The following is a 25,756-nucleotide window of genomic DNA, read 5'->3' on the forward strand; positions in this document are numbered from 1 at the left end:
CGGGGAGAGATTTGCCATGTTCCGCCGCACATTGATGGCGGGCGCCGTCGCGCTCGCCGGCCTGATCGGGCCGGCCTCCGCCCAGCAGCCCACCGAGATCCAGTTCTGGCACGGCCTGTCGCAGCCCCTCGGCGGGTTGCTGGAGCGGCTGGTGTCGGACTTCAACGGCAGCCAGACCCAGTACCGCATCGTGCCGACCTTCCGGGGCAGCTATCCGGAGACGATGGTCGCTGCCATCGCCGCCTTCCGCGCCGGCCAGGCGCCGCATCTGGTGCAGATGTTCGAGGTCGGCACCGGCACCATGATCAATGCCGGCCGTGCCATCATCCCGACGCATGAGCTGCTGACGCAGACCGGCGTGAACATCAATTTCGACGACTTCCTGCCCGGCGTGCGCGGCTACTACGCCGCCGCCGATGGCCGGCAGATGGCGATGCCGTTCAACAGCAGCACCGCGGTCGTCTACTACAACAAGGACGCCTTCCGCCGCGCCAACCTGAACCCCGACCAGTTCCCGACCACCTGGGAAGGCGTGGGCCAGGCGCTGACCGCGCTCAAGGCCTCCGGCCATGCCTGCCCGATGTCGACCGCCTGGCCGACCTGGCTGCATGTCGAGCAGTTCAGCGCCATCCACAACATCCCGCTCGCGACGCAGGGCAATGGCTTCGGCGGCGCCAATGCGGAGCTTCGGGTCAACAACCCGATGATGCTGCGCCACCTGACCAATCTGGTGAACTGGCAGAAGGAAGGCCTGTTCCGCTGGGGCGGCCGCGACAATGCGGGCGAGGCGCTGTTCCCGGGCGGCGAATGCGCCATCATGATGACCTCCTCCGGCTTCCGCGCCCGGGTGCAGCGGGAAGCGCGCTTCGACTGGGGCGTCGCCATGCTGCCGACCTATGAGGGCACGCAGCCGGCGAACGCCATCATCGGCGGCGCCAGCCTCTGGGTGATGAACCGCGGCCCGAACACCCAGCGCAACGCGGCGGAGCTGCGCGGCGTCGCCGAGTTCTTCGCCTATACGGCCCGCCCGGAAGTGGCCGGCAAGTGGCACATGGACACGGGCTACCTGCCGATCACGCGCAGCGGCTTCGAATCCGCCCGCGCCAGCGGCTTCTACACCCAGCCGGCCAATGTCGGCGCCGACATCCCGATCGAGCAGATGCTGCGCGGCGCGAGCTCGGAGAACACCCGCGGCATCCGCCTCGGTGGCTTCGTCGAAATCCGCGTCATCATGCAGGAAGAGATGGAGAAGGCCTTCCAGGGCCAGCAGACCCCGGAACAGGCCCTGGCGGCGATGACGACGCGCGGCAATGCGGTGCTGCGCAATTTCGAGCGTGCGAATCGCGGCGGCTGATACGGGCTTTCTGGCTTGATGGGAGGGTGGGCATGGGGCCCACCCTCTTTGCGTTCTGAAGGGGGATCGCGGCGTTGCGGAAGAAGGTGATCTTCAAGGGGACGCTGTTGCCCTGGCTGCTGCTGCTGCCGCAATTGCTCATCACCGGCGTGTTCTTCTTCTGGCCGGCCGGCCAGGCGATCTACGGGTCCTTCCTGCGGGAGGATGCCTTCGGCCTGTCGCGCGAATTCGTCGGGCTGGAGAATTTCTCCGACATCCTGGCGGATCCGACCTATCTCGCGGCCGGCTGGAACACGGTGGTGTTCTCCTCTGCCGTCGCCTTCTCCGCGCTCGGCATCGCGCTGTTCCTGGCGGTGCAGGCGGACAAGGCGATCCGCGGCACCAACTTCTTCAAGACCATGCTGATCTGGCCCTATGCCGTGGCCCCGGCCATCGCCGCCGTGCTGTGGCTGTTCATGTTCCATCCGCAGATCGGGCTGTTCGGCCGTATGATCAACGGCATGGGAATCCTGTGGGACTACAAGCTGAATGGCGGCCAGGCGATGACGCTGGTGGTGGTTGCGGCGGCATGGAAGCAGGTGTCCTACAACTTCATCTTCTTCATGGCCGGGCTGCAATCGATCCCCCGCGCGGTGCTGGAGGCGGCGGCGATCGACGGCGCCCGGCCGATGCGGCGCTTCTGGACCATCATCTTTCCTCTATTGGCCCCGACGAGTTTCTTCCTGCTGGTGGTCAACATCGTCTACGCCTTCTTCGACACCTTCGGCACGATCCACGCCTTGACCGGCGGCGGCCCCGGGCAGGCGACCACGACCCTGATCTACAAGGTCTATGTGGACGGCGTCCAAAACCTGAATTTCGGCAGTTCCGCCGCGCAGAGCGTGATCCTGATGGCCATCGTCATCCTGCTGACCGCCGTGCAGTTCCGCTTCATCGAGCGGAAGGTGCATTATTAACATGCCCTCAAACGCCGGGCGCGGCCTCCGGCCGCTTGGCTTCGCGCAGGCCGCGGTCAGCACCCGTTGCCAGGATGGTCTGTGCGCGGCGCGCCTTCGCGCGCTCGGCCTGCCTGAAGTGCGGCAGGCCGCCGGGATTCGACCCTTCTCTCAATGGGGCAAGCGTTGATGTCCGCCACCATGGACCTGGAGGCGGATCGCCTCGCCCGCGCCACCCTCCGCCGCAACGCGCGCAACCGCTGGGTCGCCTATATCTCGCTGTCGCTCGGCGTGCTGATCTTCGCCTTCCCGATCTGGATCACGGTCGTGGGCTCCACCCATGACGTCTCCACCATCGGCCGTGGCGACGTGCCGCTGTGGTTTGGTGGGGAGGCGGTGGCGAACTACGTCTCCGCCTGGCTGACGGGCGGCGAGGCCACCCGCACCACGCGCTCCGTCCCCGCCTGGGTGATGCTGTGGAACAGCCTGAACATGGCGGTGCTGATCGCGGTGGGGAAGATCGCGATCTCCCTGCTCTCGGCCTATGCCGTGGTGTTCTTCAGCTTCCCCGGCCGCATGGTCGCCTTCTGGCTGATTTTTATCACCTTGATGCTGCCGGTCGAGGTGCGGATCATCCCGACCTTCGAAGTGATGGTGAATCTCGGCCTCATCAACACCATGACCGGCCTGGTCGTGCCGCTGATCGCCAGCGCCACGGCCACACTGCTGTTCCGGCAGTTCTTCCTGACCATCCCCGACGAATATGTGGAAGCGGCGAAGATCGATGGCGCCGGGCCGCTGCGTTTCTTCAAGGATGTCGTGCTGCCGTTGTCCATCACCAATATCGCGGCGCTCTTCGTCATCCTGTTCATCTATGGCTGGAACCAGTACCTCTGGCCCCTGCTCATCGTCACCGATCGCGACCTGGAGACGGTGGTCGTCGGCATGACCAAGATGATCGGCAATGGCGATGCGCAGAATGAGTGGAACATCATCATGGCCACCGCCGTGCTCGCCATGCTGCCGCCCGTGGCGGTGGTGGTGTTCATGCAGCGCTGGTTCGTGAAGGGCCTGACGGAGACCGAGAAGTAAGATGGCCACGCTCACGCTGACCTCCGTCAAGAAGCAGTTCGCCGCCACCCAGGTGCTGCACGGCATCGACCTCGACGTCGCCGATGGCGAGATGATCGTCGTGGTCGGCGCCTCCGGCTGCGGCAAGTCCACCCTGCTGCGCATCGTCGCCGGGCTGGAAACAGCCACCTCCGGCACCGTGCGCATCGATGGGCGCGACGTCACGGCGCTGGAGCCGGCGGATCGCGACATCGCCATGGTGTTCCAGAACTACGCGCTCTACCCGCATATGTCGGTCTTCGAGAACATGGCCTATGGCCTGAAGATCCGCGGCATGAAGCCCGCCGAAATACGCCGCCGCGTCGATGAGGCGGCGCAGATGCTGGAGATCGGCCCACTTCTCGACCGCAAGCCGCGCCAGCTTTCCGGCGGCCAGCGCCAGCGCGTCGCCATGGGCCGCGCCGTGGTGCGCGAACCGAAGCTGTTCCTGTTCGACGAGCCGCTGTCCAATCTCGACGCCAAGCTGCGCGTGCAGATGCGCGCCGAAATCCGCCGCCTGCAGAAGCGCCTCGGCGTCACCAGCCTGTTCGTGACCCACGACCAGGTGGAGGCGATGACACTGGGCGACCGGCTTGTCGTGATGCATCAGGGCCGCGCCGCGCAGGTCGCCTCGCCGATGGAGGTCTGGGGCCGGCCGGCGGATACCTATGTGGCCAGCTTCATCGGCTCCCCCGCCATGAACTTCCTGGCCGCGACGCTGGAGCCGGGCGGCGGGGCGGCCGCGCTGAAGGCCGGGCTGACCATCGGCTTCCCCGACGGCCCCCGCGCCGGGGCGGCCGGCATGCCGCTGACGCTTGGCATCCGCCCGGAACACATCCAGCTCGGCGAGGGTGGGCTGGATCTGGCGGTGGATCTGGTGGAGCCGCTGGGGTCGGAGACAGTGATCCACGGAACCATCAACGGTGGTGAGGCGCTGACCGTGCGCCTGCCGATCCCGGCGCACGGCATCGGCGCGGTGCTGCCAGTGATCCTGCCCTGGGACGCCTTTCATGTGTTCGACGGGAGCAGCGGCCGGCGTCTGGAACCCTGATGGATGTCCTGTCCTTTGCAACACGCGCCTGCAGAAGGTCCGCGCGTGAGAGCGGATAGGTCACGATCCGCCGCTTCTGGCATGGGCTCCGCCAATCAGCAGAGGATGCTGAGCGTCGCGAAGTCGAGGTTGCCCTGAAGTGACGAGGGCGAATCGTCAGGCTGCGTGACCCTCAGCGTCAGCGCCTTGGTACCCTCCCGAATCTTCAATGCCAGCCTCCCCGAGAGGACCGTGATCGGGAAGGTCTTCTTGTCGTTTGATTTCGTCAGGGCCGCCTTCAGGCGAAGTGTCTGCACCTCGCCGGACTCCGAAACAGCCTCGACCTGGCTCGCGGGATGGTGGCCGTAAAGACGAAGGCGAAGACGCCCCGTGAACTGAGCGCCCAGGGCGCCAAAAAACACGCATTCATTGTGCTCGGTCAGTGACACATCCAGCAGCCGAGCATCGCCACTCAGCTCAATCCGCAAGGCCGCCATGCCCTGCCGTGTCTGGGGGCTCAACATGTAGCCGTGAGGAAAGGGCGTCCTGGCGCTGATGGGCCGCATCGCAAAATGCAGTATCCGCCGGTAATTCCAGTGCTCCGGCCCTCCGCAATCACGAAAATCGTCGCGGTGACGGAAGCTTCCGATCAAGGCCGAAAGCCGCTCCTCGATATCGTAGCGATTGCGGGCGAGCGATCGCAGGGATGGCGCCGCCTCAAGCGCTGCCGGGTGTCCACCAACAATTTCATCGAGCAGTTGCTGCGCTGTCCGCTGTGACGTCCAGCGCCCGGAAAAGGTGTCCGCTTCTGCCGCGTCGATATTGTCCCGGGTGATCCACCCTGGCCCGCCAAAGTGGTCGTAGCAGAAAACCGGAACCCCACGCGCCAGCGCCTTCTGGGCCGTATGCCCAATTGTCACGACAGCATCGAACTGATCGATCAAATCCGGTTCGATCAGCCTTGGCGTCCCGCCACGCCCGATCAACGTCGGCTCGACGCCCACCGCCGGCAGAAGGTCGAGGAGTGCCCTGACCTCGGCGCACGGGTGGTTCGTTACGATACAAATCCTATTAAGCTTGGCCGGGCGTGCCTCGCTCCTGAACCAGAGGCGTGTGACCGCATTGCGGTAGTTGATGCGCGGCGCGGGGCAGGACACCAGGCTCGGCTCCTGGACCTCACCGATCCGCTTCGCCGCGAACAGCAGCGCGTCGGCCTTCCCCTCCAGCCCGAAAATCGCCTCCCCGTCCATGAAGGCGGAGAAGGAGCAAAGAACGAGATAGCGAAACCGGATGCCGCACTCCAGCAGGGCGAAGGAACTGGTCATCCAGCCATGGGTGATTACCAGATCAAAAGCGCCCCCCCGGACAGGTCGGGGATCGCTGCCGAGTGCAACGGCATCCTCAAGTCCGGGTACCTGCCGCACATAATCCGCGTTCACCGCCCATCCGGCGACCTGGACCGAGACGCCGAAAGACCGCAGCGTGCAGGCCATGTCCGCCGCGATGAGGCTGGGCCCGCCGAATTTCTCCAGGCCGGATACGATGATGAGGACGCGCCGGATGTCGTGGCGGTTCAGTGCGTCGGCCAGTTCCTCGGTGGCACGTTCGGTGCTGGGCGTCATGATCATCCTTCGACACATGCGGCAATCAACTCTTTGCCGACTTGGCACGCCTAGGCAACGCACAGCTTGCGAAGTCAGGACCGGCGGGCGGATCGCCTGTTTGGTCCCGGCGGTAGTTCAGGTATCTCCGTGGCATGCAGGACGACGCCGAAGCGACGAAACCCGAGCCCCCGACCCCCGAGGCCATCCGCGCCCGCGCCGACGCGCTGCGTGACGCGAAGCGATGGGCGGAGGCCGAGGCCGCCTATCGCGACTACCTCGCCTTGCGCCCGCGCCACTGGCAGATCCATGTCCAGCTCGGCCATACCCGCAAGGAACAGGGCGACCCGGACGAAGCCCTGGAGCATTACCGGCACGCCGCCCTGCTGGCACCCGACGATCCCGACCCGATGCTCCAGGCCGGCCATGTGCTGCGCAACCTGGGCCGGGGTGGGGAGGCCGCCGTGGCGCTGGCCCGTGCCCTGGCCCTGGCGCCACACAGCGCCGACCTGCGCCATGTCGTGGCGCTGATGCGCCACCGCACCCTGCCCGCGCCGGATGGTCCCATGCTGGCGCCGGCCCCGCGCCCGACCGGCACGCCGGTGCAGCTCGCCTTCGATGTCACCGACCTGCTGGACTATCTGCGCGCCGCCCGCACCCCCACCGGCATCCAGCGCGTGCAGATGGGCATCCTCGGCGCCCTGCTGGCCAGCCCGGCCCGCCCGGCGGATGTGATCCTGGTTGGCTTCGAGGGTTCCACCTGGCGCTGGTGGCATGTGGAGGAAGCCGCCTTCCGCCGCGTCCTGACCCTGTCGCGGCTGGGGGGGCGGGAGGATGATCCGGCCTGGCAGGCCGCCATCGCCGCCCTGGTCACCCCCGATGCCCGGCCGGATGCGCCGATCGTCGCGGGCTGCACCCTGTGCTCGCTGGGCAATGCCTGGGGGGTGCAGGAGTATTTCCGCGGCCTGCGCCGGCTGCGCGCCGCGACGCCGCTGCGCTACGTCGCCTTCGTGCATGACTGCGTGCCGCTGGCCATGCCGGAACACTGCCTGGACCTGACCGTGCGGCTCTATGCCCGCTGGTTCGCCGCGCTGTCGCTGCATGCGGATGGCATCCTGGCCAATTCGCAGGCGACCATCGGCGACCATGCCCGCTTCGCCGCGCCGCTCGGCCCGGTGGCGCCGGCGGGGCTGATCCGGCTGGCGGCCGAATCCGGTGCCTCCCCCCAGGCGGCGGCCCAGGCGGCGGCCGCCCTGCCCCATCCGCGCCCCGACGAGCGCTTCGTGCTGTTCGTCGCCACGCTGGAATCGCGCAAGAACCACCTGATGGTTTTCCAGGCCTGGCTGGAGCTGATCCGCCAGCTCGGCGCCGCCAATGTCCCGCGCCTGATCTGCGTCGGCCGCCCCGGCTGGCGGGCGGAGGCGGCGCTGGCGTTGCTGGAGGGCTCGCCCGATCTGCGGCGCAAGATCTCGGTGGTCTCGGGCGTGTCCGACCTTGCCCTGGCGGGGCTGTATGGGCGCTGCCTGTTCACCGTCTACAACTCCTTCCATGAGGGCTGGGGCCTGCCGGTCAGCGAGAGCCTGGCGGCCGGCAAGCTGGCCCTGGTACCGGCGCATTCCGGATTGCTGGAGGCCGGCGCGCCCGGCGCCCTGTTCTTCGCCCCCGGCGACATGCCCGACCTGGTGGCGAAGCTGGAGATGCTGCTGACCGACCGGGCGCAGCGCGAGCTCCTGGAATCCCGCATCGACCGCGCCGGCGCCCGCCGCGACTGGCCCGATGCGGCGCGGGAGGTTCTGGCAGCACTGACCAGCCCCGCCGAGGCGCCCCAGGCACCGCCCTTTCTGCCGCTCGGCCGCCACCTGCCGATGGGCTGGCGCGGCGAGGGCCTGCCCTCCCGCGACATGGCCTGGGCCGAGCGAGTGCGGGAGGGGCTGGCCTGGTGGTGGCAGGAGGACTGGGGCGTCTGGATGCGCGACGGCGTCGCCACCCTCGCTCTGCCCGCCGACCAGCCGGAGGGCACGCCGATGCGCCTGGTTCTGGAACTGCGCGGCCCGCCCGCCCCGCTGGCCCTGCGGCTGCGCGCCCGGGGCCGGCGCGTGGAGGCCTGGCGCGGCGTGACGCTCGCGCCCGGGGAGACGCTGCGCTGCGTGCTGCGGGCGGAGGCCGGACCCGGCGGCATCGCGGTCGACCTCGACAATGGCGATGGCGTGCCGCTCGGCGACCGTTTCAAGCGGATCGTCGGCGCCGGGCTCACCGGCGTGATGCTCTGCCGGGAGGATGACCTGGCCGCTCGTCTATCCGCCTTGGAGCGGGCCGAGGGCTGAGGATCGGGAGGCGCGTGCGGGGCGTCCCCGCATGGCCTATTCTGCACCGCGAATCGGCAAAATGCCGATATGTCGCCAGGCTTCACGGCATTTCACCCTCGGCGAAAGGGTTCCTCCATCACGCGCGACCGGCAGCCCCTCGCGGCGCGACCAGGCGCCCACCGCCCCGGCCGCGCCGCCCTGCTGGGCGGGACGCTGGCGATAGGGCTTGCCTGGACCGGCGCGGCCTGGTTTGCGCAGCAGCGGCAGGACGCTGCTGCGGAAGCGGCGCTGGCCAGCGCCAGCCATGCGCTGGAGGCGGGGCGACGCCTGATCGCCCCACCGCTGGAGGCCGCCGCGACCGCGCTGGAGGCCGCCGCCCAGCGCCCGCCGGATGCCGCCATGGCGCAGGCCCTGGCCGGACGGCTCGGCCGGGATGGCGTGCAGTTCGGCGCGTTCACCGATGCGGCCGGGCGCATCCTCTGGGCCAGCCATGCCTCGCTGGTTGGCCAATCCCTGGCCGGGCAGGACATCTTCGGCCAGCAACGCGCTGGCACGCCCGCGCCCCTGCTCAGCCCCGCATTGCTGGCCCTGCCCGGCGGCCCGCGCAGCCTGCTGGCGAGCCGCGCTCTGGCCGATGCGCGCGGGCAGTTCGCCGGCATCGCCGTGGTGGCGATCGATCCGCGCCGGCTGGACCAGGCCCTGGCCGATGCGGCGCCGCTGCCCGGCATGCGGCTGGCGCTGCTGCGCCGCGATGGCACGCCCCTGGCCGCCAGCGCCAGCTTCCCGGGCGGCGCGCCATGGCCCGCCCCACCCGCCGGACCCCAGGCGCTGCTGCGCCCGGCGGAGGCCGCCCTGCCAGCCCTGGCCCTGGCATCCGGCGCCCTGGCGCCGGACCTGGTGCTGCTGGCGGCCTATGACCGTGAACCGGCCGCCCGGGATGCGACGCTGGCGGGCTGGCTCGGCTATCTGGCGGCGCTGCTGGCCAGCCTGCTGGCCGTGGCCCTGGTCTTCCTGCGCCGCCCCCTGCCCCAGCCAGGCGGCGCGATGGAGGCGGCGCTGCCGGGCGTCGTCTATCGCGGCATCATCGACAATGGCGGCGCCCTGCGGCTGACCGAGATCGGCGCGAGCATCGAGCGGCTGACCGGCTGGGCGGCGGAGGCCGCGTTGCGCCCCGGCTGGCGGCAGCGCGGCATCGACGCGACAACCCTGCCGCTCGGCCCCGACCTGGAGGACCGGCTGCGGCGGGAGGCGGTGGCCAGCGCCGAATTCCGCTTCCGCCGCGCCGATGGCGCCTGGATGTGGCTGCGCGAGACCCTGCGCGCCACCAGCCGCAACCCCGATGGGATCGAGGTGGCGGGAACGCTGGAGGATATCTCCGCGGAGCGCGAACTCGCATTGCAGGCTGCAACCTCGGCAAAGTTCGCGACGCTGGGGGAGATGGCGGCGGGCCTGGCGCATGAGCTGAACCAGCCCATCGCCATCATGTCCCTGGCCGCCGAGAACGCCGCGGAGGCGCTGGAGGCCGGCGAGGATGGGGTGGAGGAAGCGCTGACCCGGCTGCGCCGGATCATGGCCCAGGCCGACCGCGCAAAAGCGATTGTGACGCAGTTGCGCGCCTTCTCCCGCGTCGATGTGGCGGCGCTGGAGCCGGTGGATCTCGGCGCGGCGGTGCAGGGCATGATGGTGCTGGCCGGCCAGGCGCTGCGCGATGCAGGCATCCAGGTGCAGATCCGCCTGCCGGACCTGCTGCCGCCGGTGGTCGGCCAGATCATCCTGGTGGAACAGGTGCTGCTGAACCTGGTGCTGAACGCCCGCGACGCGCTGCTGGAACGCCCGCCCGACCGCCGCCGCCTGCGCATCGACGCCGAGGCGCCGTCCCGCACGGATGCGGAGGTGGTGACGCTGCGGGTGACCGATACCGGTCCCGGGCTGAGCAGCGAGGTGCTGGAGAAGCTGTTCGAGCCCTTCTACACGACCAAGCCGCCCGGCCTGGGCACCGGCCTTGGCCTGTCCATCTCGCGCACCATCATGCGCGGGCTGGGCGGCAGGATCGTCGCCTCGAATGCGCCGGGGGACAGCGAGATGGGGGCGGAGTTCACGCTGGTGTTCCGTCGCGCCAGCCTGGATCCGCTGCCCGAATCGGCGGCACGCCACGCCGCCCCGGCCCCCGCGCCACGCTGGCCGGCGGCCACCTGACGGTGAAGGGCACGCCCGGCACGAAGTCCGGGCAGCCCGCCCACCGTCAGGCGGCGCGGTACGCGCCCTGGCTCAGAAGCGGTGCGACGTCGCTGGCTTCGATCTCCAGGGCGATATCGACGTCCCGGGCAAAGCCCCTGCCGACAAGTTCGCGCCCCGATGCCGAGTCACGGATCAATCCTGCAAGCTGGTCGCCCGCCGAAAGGAAGGCATCGCCTGCGACCCGCGCCTCGGGCGAGCAGGGAAGACCCAGATGGTGGATGATGGCGCCCGCGCCCAGCAGGTCTTCGATGGCCGGGCGCAGGCTGTCATCCGGCCAGCGCTCCCCGGCGGGGACCACGCCAATCGTGCCACCCCTGGCCATTGCACGGGCGACCCGCGCCACCGCGGCGGCATTGCGCAGGCAGCCGGTGAGAACCGGCGTCGCCCCGCCGGCCAGGGAAAGGCGCGAACCATTGGGCGACGGCAACATCAACACTGTTCCGGGCGCGACGGTCATCAGGCTTGCGGGCGACAGGCTGAACTGCCCGCCCGCGGCGCTCCTGGGGTGAACCAATGCGGCGCCCACCCGCCTCGCGGCGATCTCCGCGGCGTCGCGGTCTCCATGCGCGAAGGGAACCACCGCGGCGCCCCTGGACACCGCCACGTCGACCGCGGTGGAGAAGGACAGCACATCCACGATGACAAGCACCGAGACCTGCTCCCGCAGCGCCGCGACGCCGGCCATTCCCCATTCCGTGTGAACCGACCTCATCCTGCATCACGTCCTGGCACTGCGGCGCACGGGCGAACGCCGCTGACCTAGCAGGATTGCGAGAACCGCAGCAGATACCCATCCGGATCCTGCACGATGAACTGCCGCACCGTGACGGCGCCGCCTTCCACGCGATAAATCTTCTCCTCCGGCGCCAGATACAGGGGCCAGCCGGCCTGCTCCAGCGCCGTCAGGATCGGGTCGCAATCCGCCACCGCGACCTGGAAATTGATGCCGCGGCCGAAGGGCTTTTCCAGCCGGCCGGTGATCCAGCGGCGGCCGGGACCGGCCGCCTCCTCCAGCATCACCTGGGCGCCGTCGCGGTCGAGATAGGCGAAGCGGTCCTCCGGCCGGTCATAGGCGATGCGGAAGCCGCACAGCCCGCACCAGAAGCGCAGGCTGGCCGCCAGATCGCCGACCAGCAGTTCCGGAACCAGGACGGCCCGGCGAAGCTCGCTCACCCGAGACCCGCGACCACCAGCATCAGCGCCGCCATCGCGCCGCCCGCCACGCGCACCGCGATGCGGCTGGTGATGGCCTGCGCGCCGAAGACGCCCAGCGCATGCAGGGCGGCGGTGGCGATCAGGAAGCCGGCCGCATAGGGGAAGGCCCCTGCCCCGGCCAGCTCCGTGCCATGGGCATGGCCATGCAGCAGCCCGAACACCGCGACCAGCGGCACGGCCAGCATCAGGGAAAACCGCGCGGAGGCCGCGACCAGCGCGCCGAGGATGATGACGGAGGCGAGGATGCCCGCCTCCACCATCGGCAGCGCGACATCCGCCGCGCCCAGCCCGAAGCCCAGCGCCATGGCGCCGAGGAAGCCCGCCGGCAGCGCCCAGAGCGCCCGCCCGCCGAGCAGCCCGGCCCAGAGCCCCACCGCGACCATGGCGAGCACATGGTCCAGCCCGCCAACCGGGTGCAGGAAGCCCGCGGCGAAACCATGCACATGGTCGCCCGCGCCATGCGCGAAGGCGGGCATCGGTGCCAGCAGGGCAGCGAGGGTGAGAAGACGGCGCATCAGGCAATACCTCCGGATTTCAGGACAAAGGCGGCGATCTCGGACACGCCCTGGTTCGCCTTCAGGTTGGTGAAGATGAAGGGGCGCGCGCCGCGCATCTTCTTCGCGTCACGGTCCATGACGGAAAGGTCCGCGCCGACCAGCGGGGCGAGATCGGTCTTGTTGATGACCAGCAGGTCGGACCGGGTGATGCCCGGCCCGCCCTTGCGCGGGATCTTGTCGCCAGCCGAGACATCGATGACGTAGATCGTCAGGTCGGCCAGTTCCGGGCTGAAGGTCGCGGCCAGGTTGTCGCCGCCGGATTCGATGAACAGCACCTCCAGCGCCGGGAAGCGGCCGGACATCTCGGCGACGGCGGCGAGGTTGATGGAGGCGTCCTCCCGGATCGCGGTATGCGGGCAGCCGCCGGTCTCCACACCCATGATTCGCTCGGGTGCCAGGGCGCCGGAGCGGGTGAGGAATTCGGAATCCTCCTTGGTGTAGATGTCGTTGGTGATGGCGGCGATGTCGTGGCTGTCGCGCATCGCCTTGCAGAGGCGATCGACCAGCGCGGTCTTGCCGGAACCCACGGGGCCACCGATGCCGACGCGGAAGGGACCATTACTCATGAGCGGAATAGCCTTGTGTATTGCGTCTCGTGGCGCAGCGAGAACAGGTCGATGATGGGCGACGCACTGCCGATGTCTTCCGCCGATGTCACCGCCAAAGCGGCATCGGTCGCGGCGGCGAGCGCGGGCAGCAAGGCGGCCGTGGCGATCTGGCCATCGGTCTGGCCGAGCGGCACCAGGCGCACCCCGGCGGAGACCAGGTTGGCGGCGAAGGCGGCGAGCCAGCCGAAACAGGATTCACGCAGCGGCATGCCATGGAAGCCGGCGGCGGCGCCGTAGGCCACCGCATGCGTCAGGCGCCCGGGATGGCGCAGGGTGAATGCGCGAAAATCCGCATGCGGCCAGGCGGCATTGGTGGCGATGGCGAAGGCGCCGCCGGGCTGCGTTGCCTCCAGCGCCAGCTCCGCCGTGCCGCGCAGCGCCGCGGCGAGTTCGGCGAGCTCGTCCAGCGTCGCGGCATCACCGGCCGCGGCAGCGCGCCAGGACAGCGCCAGCAGCCCGCCATCCACCGCCCCCGCGCCATGCGCCAGCGCGGCCTCGGCATAGGCGACCAGGCCGGCGCGGTCGGTCACCGCGCCTTCCTCCACCGCCATCTCCAGCCCATGGCTGTAGCTGAAGGCGCCGGTGGGATAGGCGGGCGACAGCCAGGCCAGCAGCCGCGCGAGCGCGCCGAGGTCAGTGCTCGTGGTGATGGTGGTCATGGTCGTGGCCGTGGTGACCATGCGGATGTGCCGGCAGGCGGTTGTGCTCGCCATAGGCGCCGCCTTCCGGATTGAAGGGCGCGCGCACTTTTTGCAGCGTGGCGCCTAAACCTTCGAGCATGCGGATGATGACGTGGTCGTGGCGGATCAGGATTCGGTCGCCATCCAGCTCCGTCGGCAGATGCCGGTTGCCGAGATGCCAGGCGAGGCGCAGCAGCAGAGCGGGCGTCGCCGCGGTGATGGCCACCAGATCCTCCGCCGCCGCGCGCAGCCGGATAAAGCCGCCGGATTCCAGTTCCAGCCCATCGCCCTCCCGCATCACAGTGGCCTCGGCGAGGTCGAGCAGGAAGCTGCCGCCGCCATCGGTCAGATAGACCTTGCGGCGGCGGAAACGGTCATCGAAATCGACCGTCACGCTGTCTTTCGCTTCAGCCTCCGGCCAGCTTCCGGCGGGGTGGACGGCAATGGCGCGGGCTTGCGGCATGGGCTCTCTCAGAACAGGAAGTAGCGCTGCGCCATCGGCAGCACGGTGGCGGGCTCGCAGACCAGCAATTCGCCATCTGCGCGGACCTCATAGGTTTCCGCATCGACCTCGATTTTCGGGAGTGCATCGTTCAGCACCATGTCGCGCTTGCCGATCTGGCGGGTATTCGCCACGACCAGCATTGGACGCTGAAGGCCCAGCCGTTCGGCGATGCCGCCATCGAGCGCCGCCTGGCTGGTGAAGGTGACGGAGGACAGCGTATTGGCGCGGCCATAGGCGCCGAACATCGGGCGGTAGTGGATCGGCTGCGGCGTCGGGATGGAGGCATTGGGATCGCCCATCGGCGCCATGGCGATGGTGCCGCATTTCAGCACGTAGTCCGGCTTCACGCCGAAGAAGGCGGGCGACCACAGCACGAGGTCCGCGAGCTTGCCGACGGCGATGCTGCCAACATGCGTCGCGATGCCCTGCGCGATGGCCGGGTTGATCGTGTACTTCGCGATGTAGCGCCGTACGCGCAGATTGTCGTTGTCACCCGTCTCACCGGGCAGCCGGCCGCGCTGCTGCTTCATCTTATGCGCGGTCTGCCATGTCCGGATGATGACCTCCCCCACCCGCCCCATCGCCTGGCTGTCGGAGGACATCATGCTGATGGCGCCGAGGTCGTGCAGGATGTCTTCCGCCGCGATCGTCTCCTTGCGGATGCGGCTTTCGGCGAAGGCGACGTCTTCCGGAATGCGCGGGTCGAGGTGATGACACACCATGAGCATGTCGAGATGCTCATCCACCGTGTTGCGCGTATAGGGCATCGTCGGATTGGTCGAGGACGGCAGAAAATTCGGCTCGCCGATAACTCGTAAGATGTCGGGTGCGTGGCCGCCACCGGCGCCTTCCGTGTGAAAGGCCTGGATGGCGCGGCCGCCGATGGCGCGGATGGTGTCCTCGACGAAGCCGCTTTCGTTCAGCGTGTCGGAATGGATGGCAACCTGGATGTCGAAGGCATCGGCGACCTTCAGGCAGGTGTCGATCGCCTTGGGGGTGGTGCCCCAGTCCTCATGCAGTTTCAGGCCGCAGGCGCCGGCGCGGATCTGCTCCTGCAGCGCATCGGGCAATGCGGCATTGCCCTTGCCGAGGAAGCCGAGATTCATCGGAAAGGCCTCGGCCGCCTGGAGCATGCGGGCGAGGTGCCAGGGGCCGGGCGTCGCCGTGGTGGCGAGCGTGCCATGCGCCGGACCGGTGCCGCCGCCGAACATGGTGGTGATGCCGGAGACCAGCGCCTCCTCGATCTGCTGCGGGCAGATGAAGTGGATATGCGGGTCGATGCCGCCCGCCGTCAGGATGCGCCCCTCACCCGCCAGCACCTCGGTGCCCGGGCCGATGATGATGGTGACGCCCGGCTGCGTATCCGGATTGCCGGCCTTGCCGATGCTGTGGATCAGCCCGTCCTTCAGCCCCACATCGGCTTTGTAGATGCCGCTGTGGTCGAGGATCAGCGCATTGGTGATGACCGTGTCCACCGCGCCGTTGGCACGCGTGACCTGGGACTGGCCCATGCCATCGCGGATGACCTTGCCGCCCCCGAATTTCACTTCCTCGCCGTAGGTCGTCAGGTCGCGTTCCACCTCGATGATGAGGTCGGTATCGGCCAGACGCAGCCGGTCGCCGGTGGTCGGGCCATACATGCCGGCATAGGCGCGGCGAGAGAGTTTCGCGGGCATCAGAGCTTCCCCTCCGTCTCGCCGCGAAAGCCGTGCACGATGCGCGCGCCGGCATAGGGCACCAGCCGCACGCTGCGCGACTGGCCCGGCTCGAAGCGCACGGCGGTGCCGGCGGGAATATCGAGGCGCTGGCCATGCGCCGCGGCGCGGTCGAAGCGCAGAGCGGGATTGGTCTCGGCGAAATGGTAGTGGCTGCCGACCTGGATCGGGCGGTCGCCAGTATTGGCAACCTCGATCTCTGTCGTGGGTCGGCCGACGTTCAACTCGATCTCGCCTGCGGCGGGGAACAGCTCGCCCGGGATCATCGGATGGGCTCGTGGACGGTGACGAGCTTGGTGCCGTCCGGGAAGGTGGCTTCCACCTGGATCTCGTGAATCATTTCGGCGATGCCCTCCATGACCTGGTCGCGGGTGACCACCGTGGCGCCGTCACGCATCAGCTCGGCCACGCTGCGGCCGTCGCGGGCGCCTTCCACCACATAGTCGGTGATGAGGGCCACGGCCTCCGGATGGTTCAGCTTCACGCCACGCTCCAGCCGCCGTCGCGCGACGGTGGCCGCCATGGCGACCAGCAGCTTGTCCTTCTCACGCGGCGTCAGGTTCATGCGTCACCTCCGTCGAATTCCAAGCATGCCCTGTGCCACATCATGCGCGCCAGAGCCTCGGCAGCGCCGGCGGCAGGCCGAGGGCCGCTGCGCGCAGGGCACAGATGGCGGCGGCGAGGTTGGCGCGCACCGAACCGGCCTCCCCGAGCCAGCGTGCCACGAGCAGGCCGGGGGCCACCAGCCCGGCGCCACCGCCCGCCAGATCCCGCGCCAGGTCGCGATGCGCCGCGGCCTCCGGCATGGCGAGCACCAGCGTTGCCATGGCGCCAGCGCCATCCAGGGTGAAGCGGTGCGACAGGGCGGCGGCATCCAGCTTCAGGGCCTCGACCCAAAGCAGCTTCCCCCCACGCCGGATGCGCCAGCGATCCGCCAGCGCGCCGGCGGCAAAGACCTCGCCCCGCGCGGCGCGGCCGAAGACCAGCATCTCCGCCGCCAGAAGATGGCTGCCGGGCGCCAGGGCGATGTCCAGGCTGCGGGTCAGCCGGGCGTCGTTGAACAGGATGGTCTCCTGCGGCAGCCATTCGCAGACGGCGCCTTCCGCGACATCGAGGATTCCCGCGATTTCCGTCTGCGGACCGAGGCTGCGGTAGATTTTTTCGGCCGCCGGGGTCGTGGCGGTCAGCCGCGCCGCGGCATCGAGCCGCAGCGACACGTCCAGCCGGTCCCCACCCGCCAGGCCGCCGGCGACATTCACCATCGCCACCTGCTTCGGCTCGCTGGGGTCCGCATCCGGGAACAGCATGCGCAGCGGGGCGGATTGGAACAGGTGGAGGATGCGCGCGCCGCCGGGTGCGGCGGCCAGGCGCAGTTCGGCACGCCCGCGGGCACGTTGGTGGCGAGTCTCGGGATTCATCGCCATGACGATGGCATGGCCCGGCTCAGGCGGCCAGACTTCGGTCATCTGCCCAATCCGCATGCGCCGCGAACAGGCGCTATGCAGAAATCGCGCGATTCGCAGGCATCCACGAAAGCGGCATTTGCGGAAACGGAAGGAATGCGCGGAGCGGATCGTATGCGATGCCGTGGCACATATCTCGCAATGAGCGCCCCGGGGCGGCCCAGCGCCGCCGCTTCATGCACCCCGAGGAGGCTTCAAAAAAATGATCCATCGCCTGCCCATCACGCGGCGCGCTGCCCTGGCCGGCTTCGGCGCCGCCCTGGCTGCCCCTGCCATCCGCCCCTCCTTCGCCCAGTCCGCGCCGATCAAGGTTGGCGTCCTGCACTCCCTCTCCGGCACCATGGCGATCAGCGAGACCGCGCTGCGCGACACGGTGCTGATGATGGTCGAGGCGCAGAACGCGGCCGGCGGCATTTTGGGGCGCCGCCTGGAAGCGGTTGTGGTGGACCCGGCTTCCAACTGGCCGCTGTTCGCGGAGAAGGCGCGCGAACTGCTCGCCGTCTCCAAGGTCGATGTGACCTTCGGCTGCTGGACCAGCGTGTCCCGCAAATCCGTCCTGCCGGTGTTCGAGGAGTTGAACGGCCTGCTGTTCTATCCCGTCCAGTACGAGGGCGAGGAGGAGAGCAAGAACATCTTCTACACCGGCGCCGCGCCGAACCAGCAGGCGATCCCGGCCGTCGAATATCTGATGGGCCCCGATGGTGGCGAGGCCAAGCGCATCGCGCTGCTCGGCACGGACTATGTGTACCCGCGCACCACCAACCGCATCCTGCGCGCCTTCCTGAACAGCAAGGGCATCCCGGATTCCGACATCCTCGAGGAATACACGCCCTTCGGCCACAGCGACTGGCAGGGCATCGTCAGCCGCGTGAAGCGCTTCGCGGGCGAGGGCAAGCGCACCGCCATCGTCTCCACCATCAATGGCGACGCCAACGTGCCGTTCTATCGCGAGCTGGGCAACCAGGGCATCAAGGCGGAAGACATCCCCTCCGTCGCCTTCAGCGTCGGTGAGGAGGAGTTGGCCGGCATCGATGCGCGGCCGCTGGTGGGCCATCTGGCGGCCTGGAACTACTTCATGTCCGTCGACAGCCCGGCGAACACGCAGTTCAAGGCGATGTGGCAGGCCTATATCAAGAACCCGCGCCGCGTGACCAACGACCCGATGGAGGCCACCTTCACCGGCTTCAAGATGTGGGCGCAGGCCGTGGCCAAGGCCGGCACCACCGCCGTCGACCCGGTGCGCACCGCGATGATCGGCCAGAAGGTGGACGCCCCCTGCGGCTACACCGAGGAAATGCACGCCAACCATCACCTGTCGAAGCCGGTGATGATCGGCGAGATCCAGGCGGATGGGCAGTTCAACATCGTCTGGAAGACGCCGAACGCGATTCCGGCCGAGAACTGGTCGCCCTTCATCCCGGAGAATGCGAACCGGCGCCGCGGCTGAGAATCAGGGGGCGGCCTGGCGCCGCCCCCGCCTGATCCACATGAAGCATCCCGTCCTCATCTTCCTGTTGCTGTTCGCATTGGCTCTGCCGGCGCGCGCGCAGGACGCCTTCACCGCGGGGCTCACAGGGCTCGGCACCGGCTTCAACCAGACGGCGGAGTCCGTGGACCGGCTCGGCGCCAGCGGCGACCCGCGGGCCCTGCCCCTGCTGCGCGCGCTGAATGATGGGCGACTGCTGCGCCGGGCGGATGGAGCGCTGCTGATTCGCGACGGGGCCGGCGCGACCGATGCGCTGACCGGTGCGGCAGCCGATGCCACCGGGGCCGAGGTCGTGCGCCTGAACAACCGCGTGCGCGTGGCGCTGCGCGGCGCGCTCGGCCGGCTGCAGCTGGTCTCGCCCGATCCCGCCGAACGCCAGGCCGCGGCTGAGGCGGTGTTCCGCAGCCGCTCCGCCGAGAATGTGCCGCTGCTCGACACGGCTTTGGCGCGGGAGACGGTGCCGGCGATCCGCGCGCGCATCGCCCTGGCGCTGGCCGCGTCGCGGCTGATGGCGAATGATCCGGAGAATAAGCTGCTGGGCGTGACGGCGCTGGGCGCCACCGCCTCGCCCGAGGCCCGTGCGGTGCTGCTGGAAGCGCGCGCCACGAACCCCGCCATCGCCGCGCAGATCGAGGAAGCGGTGGCCGCGATCGACCAGCGCCTGGCGGTGCGCCGCGCGGCCGAAACACTGTTCCAGGGCCTGTCGCTCGGCTCCGTGCTGCTGCTGGCGGCGCTGGGGCTGGCCGTGACCTTTGGCGTCATGGGCGTGATCAACATGGCGCATGGCGAGTTCGTCATGCTCGGCGCCTACACCACCTTCATCGTGCAGGAAGCGCTGCGCGGCATTCCCATGCTGCAGCCCTGGTCGCTGCCGCTGGCCGTGCCCGCCGCCTTCCTGGTGACCGCGGCCTGCGGCGCGGCGATGGAGCGCGGGCTGATCCGCCACCTCTATGGCCGGCCGCTGGAGACGCTGCTGATGACCTTCGGCGTCGGCATGATGATCCAGCAATCGGTACGCCTCGCCTTCGGCGCGCAGAACCGCGAAATCATCAGCCCGGCCTGGATGCAGGGCACGCTGATGCTGCCGGGCGACATCGCGGTGACGCAGAACCGGCTGTGGATCCTGGTCTTCTCCCTGGTGATCCTGGGCCTGACGGTCGCCGCCATCCGCTTCACCCGCTTCGGGCTGGAGATGCGGGCGGTGACGCAGAAGCGCGCCATCGCGTCCTCCATGGGCATCCGCACGGGGCGCGTCGATGCGCTGACCTTCGCCTTCGGATCGGGCATCGCCGGTATCGCCGGCGTGGCGCTGAGCCAGATCGACAACGTCTCTCCCAACCTCGGCACCGGCTACATCATCGACAGCTTTTTGGTCGTTGTCTTCGGTGGCGTTGGCTCACTGGCCGGGACGCTGGTCGGCGCCTTCGGGCTTGGCACCATCAACAAGATACTTGAGCCGTGGGCGGGTGCCGTGCTCGCAAAAGTCTTCGTGCTGGTGGCGGCGATGCTGTTCATCCAGCGCAAGCCGCGCGGGCTGTTTGCCCAGAAAGGGAGGGCGGCGGACGCATGAGCCTCGCCATGTCACCCATCGCCGCCGATGCGCGGCTGCGGCTCGGCCTGCGGGCAGGGCTTGCCATCTTCGTGCTGCTGCTCGGCATCATGCCGCTGCTGAACCTGCTGCCGGTGACGAACCCGCTGCATGTCTCGGACTTCCTCGTCTCCATCACGGGCAAATGGATCTGCTACGCGATCCTGGCGCTGTCGCTGGATCTCGCCTGGGGCTATGCGGGGATTCTCTCGCTGGGCCACGGCGCCTTCTTCGCGCTGGGTGGCTATGCGATGGGCATGCACCTGATGCGGATGATCGGGCCGCGCGGGGTCTATGGTCACCCGGTGTTGCCGGACTTCATGGTCTTCCTCGGCTACCAGGAACTACCCTGGTACTGGCTGGGCTTCGGCAGTTTCCCCTTCGCCATGCTGATGGTGGTGCTGGTGCCGGGCGCGCTGGCGCTGATCGTCGGCTTCCTGTCCTTCCGCAGCCGCATCACCGGCGTCTATCTCTCGATCCTGACGCAGGCGATGACCTTCGCGCTGATGCTCGCCTTCTTCCGCAACGACATGGGATTCGGCGGCAATAACGGCTTCACGGATTTCAAGGAGCTGCTGGGTTTTGCCCTCAATACCTCCGGCGCACGGGCGGGGCTGTTCTACGCCTCGCTGATCGCGCTGGTGCTGTCCTTCCTGATCTGCCTGCGGCTGACGCGCAGCAAGTACGGCCGCGTGCTCACGGCGATCCGCGATGCCGAGAGCCGCGTGCGCTTCCTCGGCTACAACACCACCAGCCACAAGCTGTTTGCCTTCGTGCTGTCCGCCATGCTCGCGGGTGTCGCCGGCGCGCTCTACGTGCCGCAGGTCGGCATCATCAATCCGGGCGAGTTCAGCCCCGCCAATTCGATCGAGGCGGTGATCTGGGTGGCGGTCGGCGGGCGCGGCACGCTGGTCGGCGCGGTGCTCGGCGCCTTCACGGTGAACGGCTTGAAGACCTGGCTGACCAGCGCGGCACCGGATCTTTGGCTGTTCGTGCTGGGTGGGCTGTTCGTGGCGGTGACGCTGTTCCTGCCGAAGGGATTGATCGGGTTGATCAAGGGGCGCGGCCGATGAGCGAAGGGCGCCGCCTGTATCTCGATGGCGTCTCGGTGGTCTTCGACGGCTTCCGGGCGCTGAACAATCTCTCGCTGATCGTGGAGCCTGGCGAGCTGCGCTCCGTCATCGGCCCCAATGGCGCGGGCAAGACGACGATGATGGACGTCATCACCGGCAAGACCCGCCCCACCGCCGGCAAGGTGCTGTTCGGCGAGACCGACCTGACGCGGATGGACGAGGCCGGGATCGCCAATCTCGGCATCGGCCGGAAGTTCCAGAAGCCCACCATGTTCGACGCGCTGACCGTGTTCGAGAATCTCGAACTTGCGCTGAAGGCACCGCGCGGCCCCATCGCCTGCCTGCGCTGGAAGCTGAACGGCGAGGCCCGCACGCGCATCGAGCAGACCATGGCCGAGATCGGCCTGACCGAGCGCGCGCAGGACCTGGCCGGCATCCTCAGCCACGGCCAAAGGCAGTGGCTCGAGATCGGCATGCTGCTGATGCAGGACCCGGAGCTGCTGCTGGTCGACGAGCCCGTCGCCGGCATGACAGATTCCGAGACCGAGCACACCGCCGCCCTGCTGGTCCGCATCGCCGGCAAGCGCAGCGTGGTGGTGGTGGAGCATGACCTGGAATTCGTCCGCGCCCTCGGCCGCCGCGTGACAGTGCTGTGCGACGGCAGCGTGTTGTCGGAGGGGTCGATCGATCATGTGCAGAACGACCAGCGCGTGATCGAAGTGTATCTGGGGCGCTGAGATGCTGACGGTATCCTCGATCGACCTGTCCTACGGCGCCAGCCTGTGCCTGCGCGGCGTCTCGCTGGAAGCGCAGCCGGGCAAGGTCACCGCCGTGCTCGGCCGCAACGGCGTCGGCAAATCCTCCCTCCTGCGGGCCATCATGGGGCTGGAGAAGGTGCGCGCCGGCAGCATCACCTGGGAAGGCCGCGACGTGACGCGGCTGGGCCCGGCGGAACGCGCCCGCGCCGGCATCGGCTATGTGCCGCAGGGGCGGGAGATCTTTCCCTTCCTGACGGTGCAGGAAAACCTGGAAACCGCGCTGGCCGCCGCGCCGCGTGGATCGGGGGTGGATTCGGAGGTCTTCGACCTGTTCCCGATCCTGCGGCAATTCCTGCGCCGGCGGGGCGGCGATCTTTCGGGCGGGCAGCAGCAGCAGCTCGCCATCGGTCGCGCCCTCTGCGCCCGGCCGCGGCTGCTGATCCTCGATGAGCCGACGGAAGGCATCCAGCCCTCCGTCATCAAGGACATCGCCCGCGTCATCCGCCACCTGGCGAAGGATCGCGGCATGGCCGTGATCCTGGTGGAGCAGTACTACGACTTCGCCCGTGAGCTGGCCGATTCCATCGCGGTGATGGTGCGCGGCGAGGTCGCGCTGGGCGGCCCGGCCGGCACACTCGATGAGGTGGCGGTGCGCAAGCTGCTGACGGTGTAGCTACCAGAGCCCCGGCAGCCACAGCGACAGCGCCGGGAACAGCAGCAGAATGGCGATGCGCAGGATATCCGCGATGCAGAAGGGCAGCACGCCGCGATAGGTCTCCCCCATCGGAATGTCCTTCGCCATGGCATTGATGACGAAGAGGTTCATGCCGAAGGGTGGCGAGATCATCCCCACCTCCACGCTCATCAGCACCAATATGCCGAACCAGACCAGCACCTGATTGCGGTCCATGCCGAAATCCAGGCCGAGCATCAGCGGGATGAAGATGGGCAGCGTCAGCAGCACCATCGCCATGCTTTCCATGAAGCAGCCGAGGATGAAGTAGACCACCAGGATCGCCGCCAGGATCACCAGCGGCGGCACCGGCAGCGCCGCCACCATGGCCGACAGTTCCGAGGGCAGATGCGACAGCGCCAGCGCCGCGCTGAACAACTCCGCCCCCAGCAGCACCAGGAAGATCAGGCCGGTGGTCTCGGCGGTGGAGAGCAGGCTCTCCTTCAGACCCTGCCAGCGCATGCCACCCAGCGCCACGGCGATGATGCCGGTGGCCGCGGCGCCGATGGCGGCGCCCTCCGTCGCACTGAACCAGCCGCCATAGATGCCGGTGACGACCGTGATGAAGACCAGCATCACCGGCCAGACCTCCCCGGTCGCGCGGATGCGCTCGCGCCAGGGCATCCGCTCCGCAGCCGGCGCGGCGCCGGGCACGAGGCGGCTGTAGAGATTGACCACCAGCATGTAGCCGATGGTGGCGATCAGGCCGGGGATCACGGCGGCGATGAACAGCGCGCCGATGCTCATCTCGGTATAGATCGCGTAGATCACCAGGATGACGCTGGGAGGGATGAGGATACCGAGCGTGCCGCCGGCGGCCAGCGTGCCGGTGGCGAGCGCCGGCGAATAGCCATGCCGCCGCATCTCCGGCAGCGCCACCTGCGACATGGTGGCGGCGGTGGCGAGGGAGGAGCCGCAGATGGCGCCGAAGGCCGCGCAGCCGCCGATGCTGGCCACCGCCAGCCCGCCGCGCCAATGCCCCATCCAGGCGCGCGCGCAGCGGAACAGGGCGCGGTTCATGCCGCCCTTGGTGGCGAAGTCGCCCATCAGCAGGAACAGCGGAATGACGGAGAGCGTATAGGCGGAGAAGCGGCTGAAGGTCAGCGTGTTCAGCGTGGCGAACAGCCGGTCCCAGCCGGACAGCTCCGCATAGCCAAGCCCGCCCACCAGCAGCATGGCGATGCCGACCGGCATGCGCAGCGCGATCAACGCCAGCGCGCCGCCGAACATCGTCAACCCAATGGCGAAGTTGCTCATGCCGCGCGGCGCGGCCGCAACAGCCCCTCGATCGCGACAAAGCCGGCGCAGAGGCTCCAGGCCATCATGCCGAGCGCTGCCGCCGCATAGCCCCACCAGAAGGGCAGTTGCAGGAACATCGTGTCCCTTTCGCGATCCCACATATTGTAGCCGCCAATGGCCAGCCGCCAGGCCAGCACCGCAACCACCAGCGCGGCGATGGCACGCATCACCGCGTCCAGCCCGGCAATGCCGCGCGCGGGCAGTTTCTGGGTGAAAAAATCCACCACCACATGCGCGCCCTTCATCTCGCAGAGCGGCATGCACAAGGCGATAGCCACGCCCAGCAGCATCTCGACAATCTCGCTGTCACCCAGGATTGGCCGGCCAAAGGCACCGCGCAGGACGGAAGCGGTAGTGACCGCCACGGCCGCCAACAGGAGAAAGCCCGCCAGGATGGCGCAGCCTACCGCGAGCCGGGTGAAACCGGCCCGCAGCGAGTCCAGACTCATGCGCGGCCGTGCTTGGCGGTGATGGCCTGAAGATCCTCGAACATCGCGCGACCGTTGCGGCCACGGCGGGTCATCTCCGCGATCCAGGCGTCGTAGGCGGGTTGCACGGCGGTGCGCCAGCGGGCCTTCTCGGCATCGCCGATGGCGATGATCTCGTTGCCGGCAGCAAGGGTCGCGTCGACGGCGGGCTTGGTCTGCGTGTCCCAGATGGCGCCGCGATTGGCAGCGAGCGCGGGGCCGGAATTGGCGTCGATCACCGCCTTCAGATCGGGCGGCAGGCGGTTGTAGCTGCGGCCGTTCATCAAGGTGAGGATCATGCCCTGGAACAGGCCGACGCCCGGCGGCTCGCTGTGGAATTTCGCGACCTCATACAGGCGGAAGGGATGCGTGATGGCCCAGTTGATGAGGAAGCCGTCCACTTGGTTACGCGCCGTCGCCTCATAGACGCCGCCGAGCGGGATGCCGACGGGCGTGCCGCCGAGCGCCGTGACAGCCTCCCCAATGAAACGGCCGGCGACGCGCAGCTTGAGGCCGCGGAAATCCTCCATGGTTCGGATCGGCTTGCGGGAGGTGTGGACCAGCGCGCGGTCCGTCGCATGGACGGCGATGATCTTGATGCCGCGATATTCGGTATCGGCCAGGTGCTTGGCGATGAACTCCATCGCCGCCGGGCTTTCGGTGGCCGACAGGCCGGTGTTCAGGAAGGGCAGTTCCAGCCCCTCCGTCCCCATGAAGCGGCCGGGGGTGAAGCCGGGGACGGTCCAGATCATATCGACCACGCCGTCTTCCAACTGCTGCACCAGGTCGCGCGGCTGGCCGCCGAGCTGCATGGCGGGGAAGACGTCGATCTTGATGCGCCCGCCGGATTCCTGCGCCACCTTCGCCGCCCAGGGGTCGAGATGCAGCGTGTGGTCCAGCGCGGTGGGGGAGGAGAAGCTGTGCAGCCGGAAGGTGAAGGTGGTCTGCGCCCGCAGCGTGGCCGGCGCGGCCAGCGCCAGGCCGGTGGTCACGCCAGCGCCCAGCAGGTGACGACGATTCAACATGTGCATGCTC

At 68.7% G+C, this 25,756-nt stretch carries 25 protein-coding genes; 11 read left to right on the forward strand and 14 right to left on the reverse strand.

Annotated elements, in window-relative coordinates; translation table 11 throughout:
* Positions 1-16 precede the first annotated feature (16 nt).
* From ugpB to ugpC, 4 genes are all read left to right on the forward strand, one after another.
* On the forward strand, positions 17-1,354 hold the full coding sequence (gene ugpB, locus JJQ90_RS19765; RefSeq protein ID WP_216877983.1) for a sn-glycerol-3-phosphate ABC transporter substrate-binding protein UgpB: 1,338 nt from the start codon (positions 17-19) through the stop codon (positions 1,352-1,354).
* A gap of 74 nt (positions 1,355-1,428) precedes the next feature.
* A complete protein-coding gene (gene ugpA / locus JJQ90_RS19770; protein WP_216877984.1) occupies positions 1,429-2,310 on the forward strand; it encodes a sn-glycerol-3-phosphate ABC transporter permease UgpA in 882 nt (293 codons plus the stop codon).
* A gap of 168 nt (positions 2,311-2,478) precedes the next feature.
* A complete protein-coding gene (gene ugpE, locus JJQ90_RS19775; RefSeq protein WP_230410824.1) occupies positions 2,479-3,381 on the forward strand; it encodes a sn-glycerol-3-phosphate ABC transporter permease UgpE in 903 nt (300 codons plus the stop codon).
* Between the two features lies 1 nt (position 3,382).
* Positions 3,383-4,450, forward strand: a complete 1,068-nt coding sequence (ugpC, locus tag JJQ90_RS19780) for a sn-glycerol-3-phosphate ABC transporter ATP-binding protein UgpC (RefSeq protein ID WP_216877985.1) — start codon at positions 3,383-3,385, stop codon at positions 4,448-4,450.
* Between the two features lie 95 nt (positions 4,451-4,545).
* On the opposite strand, the gene JJQ90_RS19785 is transcribed toward ugpC, so the two are convergent.
* On the reverse strand, positions 4,546-6,051 hold the full coding sequence (locus JJQ90_RS19785; RefSeq protein ID WP_216877986.1) for a hypothetical protein: 1,506 nt from the start codon (positions 6,049-6,051) through the stop codon (positions 4,546-4,548).
* Positions 6,052-6,185: 134 nt separating this feature from the next.
* On the opposite strand from JJQ90_RS19785, the gene JJQ90_RS19790 reads away from it, so the two are divergent.
* Both JJQ90_RS19790 and JJQ90_RS19795 read left to right on the forward strand, forming a co-directional pair.
* A complete protein-coding gene (locus JJQ90_RS19790) occupies positions 6,186-8,354 on the forward strand; it encodes a glycosyltransferase (protein WP_216877987.1) in 2,169 nt (722 codons plus the stop codon).
* A 69-nt stretch (positions 8,355-8,423) separates the two neighbouring features.
* The gene (locus JJQ90_RS19795) at positions 8,424-10,532 is read left to right on the forward strand and encodes a sensor histidine kinase (protein ID WP_216877988.1); all 2,109 of its coding nucleotides are present in this window, start codon (positions 8,424-8,426) and stop codon (positions 10,530-10,532) included.
* Between the two features lie 46 nt (positions 10,533-10,578).
* On the opposite strand, the gene JJQ90_RS19800 is transcribed toward JJQ90_RS19795, so the two are convergent.
* The 10 genes from JJQ90_RS19800 to JJQ90_RS19845 all read right to left on the reverse strand — a co-directional run bounded on the left by JJQ90_RS19800 (position 10,579) and on the right by JJQ90_RS19845 (position 17,320).
* Positions 10,579-11,259, reverse strand: coding sequence for a 2-phosphosulfolactate phosphatase (locus JJQ90_RS19800; protein WP_230410825.1), 681 nt, complete (start codon positions 11,257-11,259; stop codon positions 10,579-10,581).
* A gap of 74 nt (positions 11,260-11,333) precedes the next feature.
* Complete coding sequence (locus JJQ90_RS19805) at positions 11,334-11,747, reverse strand: bleomycin resistance protein (protein WP_216877990.1); 414 nt, start codon at positions 11,745-11,747, stop codon at positions 11,334-11,336.
* Positions 11,744-12,304 (reverse strand): HupE/UreJ family protein, encoded by a 561-nt coding sequence (locus tag JJQ90_RS19810; RefSeq protein ID WP_216877991.1) that lies wholly within the window; start codon positions 12,302-12,304, stop codon positions 11,744-11,746. The genes JJQ90_RS19805 and JJQ90_RS19810 overlap by 4 nt, the downstream gene beginning before the upstream one ends.
* On the reverse strand, positions 12,304-12,912 hold the full coding sequence (ureG, locus tag JJQ90_RS19815; RefSeq protein ID WP_216877992.1) for an urease accessory protein UreG: 609 nt from the start codon (positions 12,910-12,912) through the stop codon (positions 12,304-12,306). Before ureG ends, JJQ90_RS19810 begins: the two co-directional genes overlap by 1 nt.
* Positions 12,909-13,667 (reverse strand): urease accessory protein UreF, encoded by a 759-nt coding sequence (locus JJQ90_RS19820; RefSeq protein WP_230410826.1) that lies wholly within the window; start codon positions 13,665-13,667, stop codon positions 12,909-12,911. The genes ureG and JJQ90_RS19820 overlap by 4 nt, the downstream gene beginning before the upstream one ends.
* Entirely contained in the window at positions 13,588-14,097 is a 510-nt protein-coding gene (locus JJQ90_RS19825) for an urease accessory protein UreE (RefSeq protein ID WP_216877993.1), read from the reverse strand. The genes JJQ90_RS19820 and JJQ90_RS19825 overlap by 80 nt, the downstream gene beginning before the upstream one ends.
* Positions 14,098-14,105: 8 nt before the next feature.
* Positions 14,106-15,815 carry an urease subunit alpha gene (gene ureC / locus JJQ90_RS19830; protein ID WP_216877994.1) on the reverse strand — a complete coding sequence of 570 codons (1,710 nt, stop codon included), beginning with the start codon at positions 15,813-15,815 and terminating at the stop codon, positions 14,106-14,108.
* Positions 15,815-16,120: an urease subunit beta gene (locus JJQ90_RS19835; RefSeq protein WP_216877995.1), complete on the reverse strand. Its 306-nt coding sequence runs from the start codon at positions 16,118-16,120 to the stop codon at positions 15,815-15,817. Before JJQ90_RS19835 ends, ureC begins: the two co-directional genes overlap by 1 nt.
* The gene (locus JJQ90_RS19840; protein ID WP_216837806.1) at positions 16,117-16,419 is read right to left on the reverse strand and encodes an urease subunit gamma; all 303 of its coding nucleotides are present in this window, start codon (positions 16,417-16,419) and stop codon (positions 16,117-16,119) included. Before JJQ90_RS19840 ends, JJQ90_RS19835 begins: the two co-directional genes overlap by 4 nt.
* Before the next feature lie 40 nt (positions 16,420-16,459).
* A complete protein-coding gene (locus tag JJQ90_RS19845) occupies positions 16,460-17,320 on the reverse strand; it encodes an urease accessory protein UreD (RefSeq protein WP_216877996.1) in 861 nt (286 codons plus the stop codon).
* Positions 17,321-17,519: 199 nt separating this feature from the next.
* Between JJQ90_RS19845 and urtA the strand changes: the two genes are divergently transcribed.
* From urtA to urtE, 5 genes are read left to right on the forward strand one after another with little or no spacing between them, the layout of a single operon-like run.
* Positions 17,520-18,764, forward strand: a complete 1,245-nt coding sequence (gene urtA / locus JJQ90_RS19850) for an urea ABC transporter substrate-binding protein (protein ID WP_216877997.1) — start codon at positions 17,520-17,522, stop codon at positions 18,762-18,764.
* 40 nt (positions 18,765-18,804) lie between these two features.
* Positions 18,805-20,373: an urea ABC transporter permease subunit UrtB gene (urtB, locus tag JJQ90_RS19855; protein ID WP_216877998.1), complete on the forward strand. Its 1,569-nt coding sequence runs from the start codon at positions 18,805-18,807 to the stop codon at positions 20,371-20,373.
* Between the two features lie 8 nt (positions 20,374-20,381).
* Complete coding sequence (gene urtC / locus JJQ90_RS19860) at positions 20,382-21,464, forward strand: urea ABC transporter permease subunit UrtC (RefSeq protein WP_230410827.1); 1,083 nt, start codon at positions 20,382-20,384, stop codon at positions 21,462-21,464.
* Positions 21,461-22,201 carry an urea ABC transporter ATP-binding protein UrtD gene (gene urtD, locus JJQ90_RS19865; RefSeq protein ID WP_216878000.1) on the forward strand — a complete coding sequence of 247 codons (741 nt, stop codon included), beginning with the start codon at positions 21,461-21,463 and terminating at the stop codon, positions 22,199-22,201. The genes urtC and urtD overlap by 4 nt, the downstream gene beginning before the upstream one ends.
* Before the next feature lies 1 nt (position 22,202).
* Positions 22,203-22,895, forward strand: coding sequence for an urea ABC transporter ATP-binding subunit UrtE (urtE, locus tag JJQ90_RS19870; RefSeq protein ID WP_216878001.1), 693 nt, complete (start codon positions 22,203-22,205; stop codon positions 22,893-22,895).
* Here urtE and JJQ90_RS19875 read toward each other — a convergent pair whose 3' ends face one another.
* The 3 genes from JJQ90_RS19875 to JJQ90_RS19885 are packed head-to-tail and all read right to left on the reverse strand — an operon-like array spanning position 22,896 to position 25,746.
* Positions 22,896-24,212, reverse strand: coding sequence for a TRAP transporter large permease (locus JJQ90_RS19875; RefSeq protein ID WP_216878002.1), 1,317 nt, complete (start codon positions 24,210-24,212; stop codon positions 22,896-22,898).
* Positions 24,209-24,703: a TRAP transporter small permease gene (locus JJQ90_RS19880; RefSeq protein WP_216878003.1), complete on the reverse strand. Its 495-nt coding sequence runs from the start codon at positions 24,701-24,703 to the stop codon at positions 24,209-24,211. Before JJQ90_RS19880 ends, JJQ90_RS19875 begins: the two co-directional genes overlap by 4 nt.
* Complete coding sequence (locus JJQ90_RS19885) at positions 24,700-25,746, reverse strand: TRAP transporter substrate-binding protein (protein WP_216878004.1); 1,047 nt, start codon at positions 25,744-25,746, stop codon at positions 24,700-24,702. The genes JJQ90_RS19880 and JJQ90_RS19885 overlap by 4 nt, the downstream gene beginning before the upstream one ends.
* Between the last annotated feature and the right edge of the window lie 10 nt (positions 25,747-25,756).

Origin of the sequence: Falsiroseomonas oleicola, assembly GCF_019029495.1 — a bacterium.
Lineage (GTDB): Bacteria > Pseudomonadota > Alphaproteobacteria > Acetobacterales > Acetobacteraceae > Falsiroseomonas > Falsiroseomonas oleicola.

Coding starts and splice junctions, on each gene's coding strand:
- ugpB (WP_216877983.1), top strand. CDS start 17: ATGTTCCGCCGCACATTGATGGCGGGCGCCGTCGCGCTCGCCGGCCTG.
- ugpE (WP_230410824.1), top strand. CDS start 2,479: ATGTCCGCCACCATGGACCTGGAGGCGGATCGCCTCGCCCGCGCCACC.
- ugpC (WP_216877985.1), top strand. CDS start 3,383: ATGGCCACGCTCACGCTGACCTCCGTCAAGAAGCAGTTCGCCGCCACC.
- JJQ90_RS19785 (WP_216877986.1), bottom strand. CDS start 6,051: ATGACGCCCAGCACCGAACGTGCCACCGAGGAACTGGCCGACGCACTG.
- JJQ90_RS19790 (WP_216877987.1), top strand. CDS start 6,186: ATGCAGGACGACGCCGAAGCGACGAAACCCGAGCCCCCGACCCCCGAG.
- JJQ90_RS19795 (WP_216877988.1), top strand. CDS start 8,424: ATGTCGCCAGGCTTCACGGCATTTCACCCTCGGCGAAAGGGTTCCTCC.
- JJQ90_RS19800 (WP_230410825.1), bottom strand. CDS start 11,259: ATGGCCGGCGTCGCGGCGCTGCGGGAGCAGGTCTCGGTGCTTGTCATC.
- JJQ90_RS19810 (WP_216877991.1), bottom strand. CDS start 12,304: ATGCGCCGTCTTCTCACCCTCGCTGCCCTGCTGGCACCGATGCCCGCC.
- ureG (WP_216877992.1), bottom strand. CDS start 12,912: ATGAGTAATGGTCCCTTCCGCGTCGGCATCGGTGGCCCCGTGGGTTCC.
- JJQ90_RS19820 (WP_230410826.1), bottom strand. CDS start 13,667: ATGGCGAGCACAACCGCCTGCCGGCACATCCGCATGGTCACCACGGCC.
- JJQ90_RS19825 (WP_216877993.1), bottom strand. CDS start 14,097: ATGCCGCAAGCCCGCGCCATTGCCGTCCACCCCGCCGGAAGCTGGCCG.
- ureC (WP_216877994.1), bottom strand. CDS start 15,815: ATGCCCGCGAAACTCTCTCGCCGCGCCTATGCCGGCATGTATGGCCCG.
- JJQ90_RS19835 (WP_216877995.1), bottom strand. CDS start 16,120: ATGATCCCGGGCGAGCTGTTCCCCGCCGCAGGCGAGATCGAGTTGAAC.
- JJQ90_RS19840 (WP_216837806.1), bottom strand. CDS start 16,419: ATGAACCTGACGCCGCGTGAGAAGGACAAGCTGCTGGTCGCCATGGCG.
- JJQ90_RS19845 (WP_216877996.1), bottom strand. CDS start 17,320: ATGACCGAAGTCTGGCCGCCTGAGCCGGGCCATGCCATCGTCATGGCG.
- urtA (WP_216877997.1), top strand. CDS start 17,520: ATGATCCATCGCCTGCCCATCACGCGGCGCGCTGCCCTGGCCGGCTTC.
- urtB (WP_216877998.1), top strand. CDS start 18,805: ATGAAGCATCCCGTCCTCATCTTCCTGTTGCTGTTCGCATTGGCTCTG.
- urtC (WP_230410827.1), top strand. CDS start 20,382: ATGTCACCCATCGCCGCCGATGCGCGGCTGCGGCTCGGCCTGCGGGCA.
- urtD (WP_216878000.1), top strand. CDS start 21,461: ATGAGCGAAGGGCGCCGCCTGTATCTCGATGGCGTCTCGGTGGTCTTC.
- urtE (WP_216878001.1), top strand. CDS start 22,203: ATGCTGACGGTATCCTCGATCGACCTGTCCTACGGCGCCAGCCTGTGC.
- JJQ90_RS19875 (WP_216878002.1), bottom strand. CDS start 24,212: ATGAGCAACTTCGCCATTGGGTTGACGATGTTCGGCGGCGCGCTGGCG.
- JJQ90_RS19880 (WP_216878003.1), bottom strand. CDS start 24,703: ATGAGTCTGGACTCGCTGCGGGCCGGTTTCACCCGGCTCGCGGTAGGC.
- JJQ90_RS19885 (WP_216878004.1), bottom strand. CDS start 25,746: ATGTTGAATCGTCGTCACCTGCTGGGCGCTGGCGTGACCACCGGCCTG.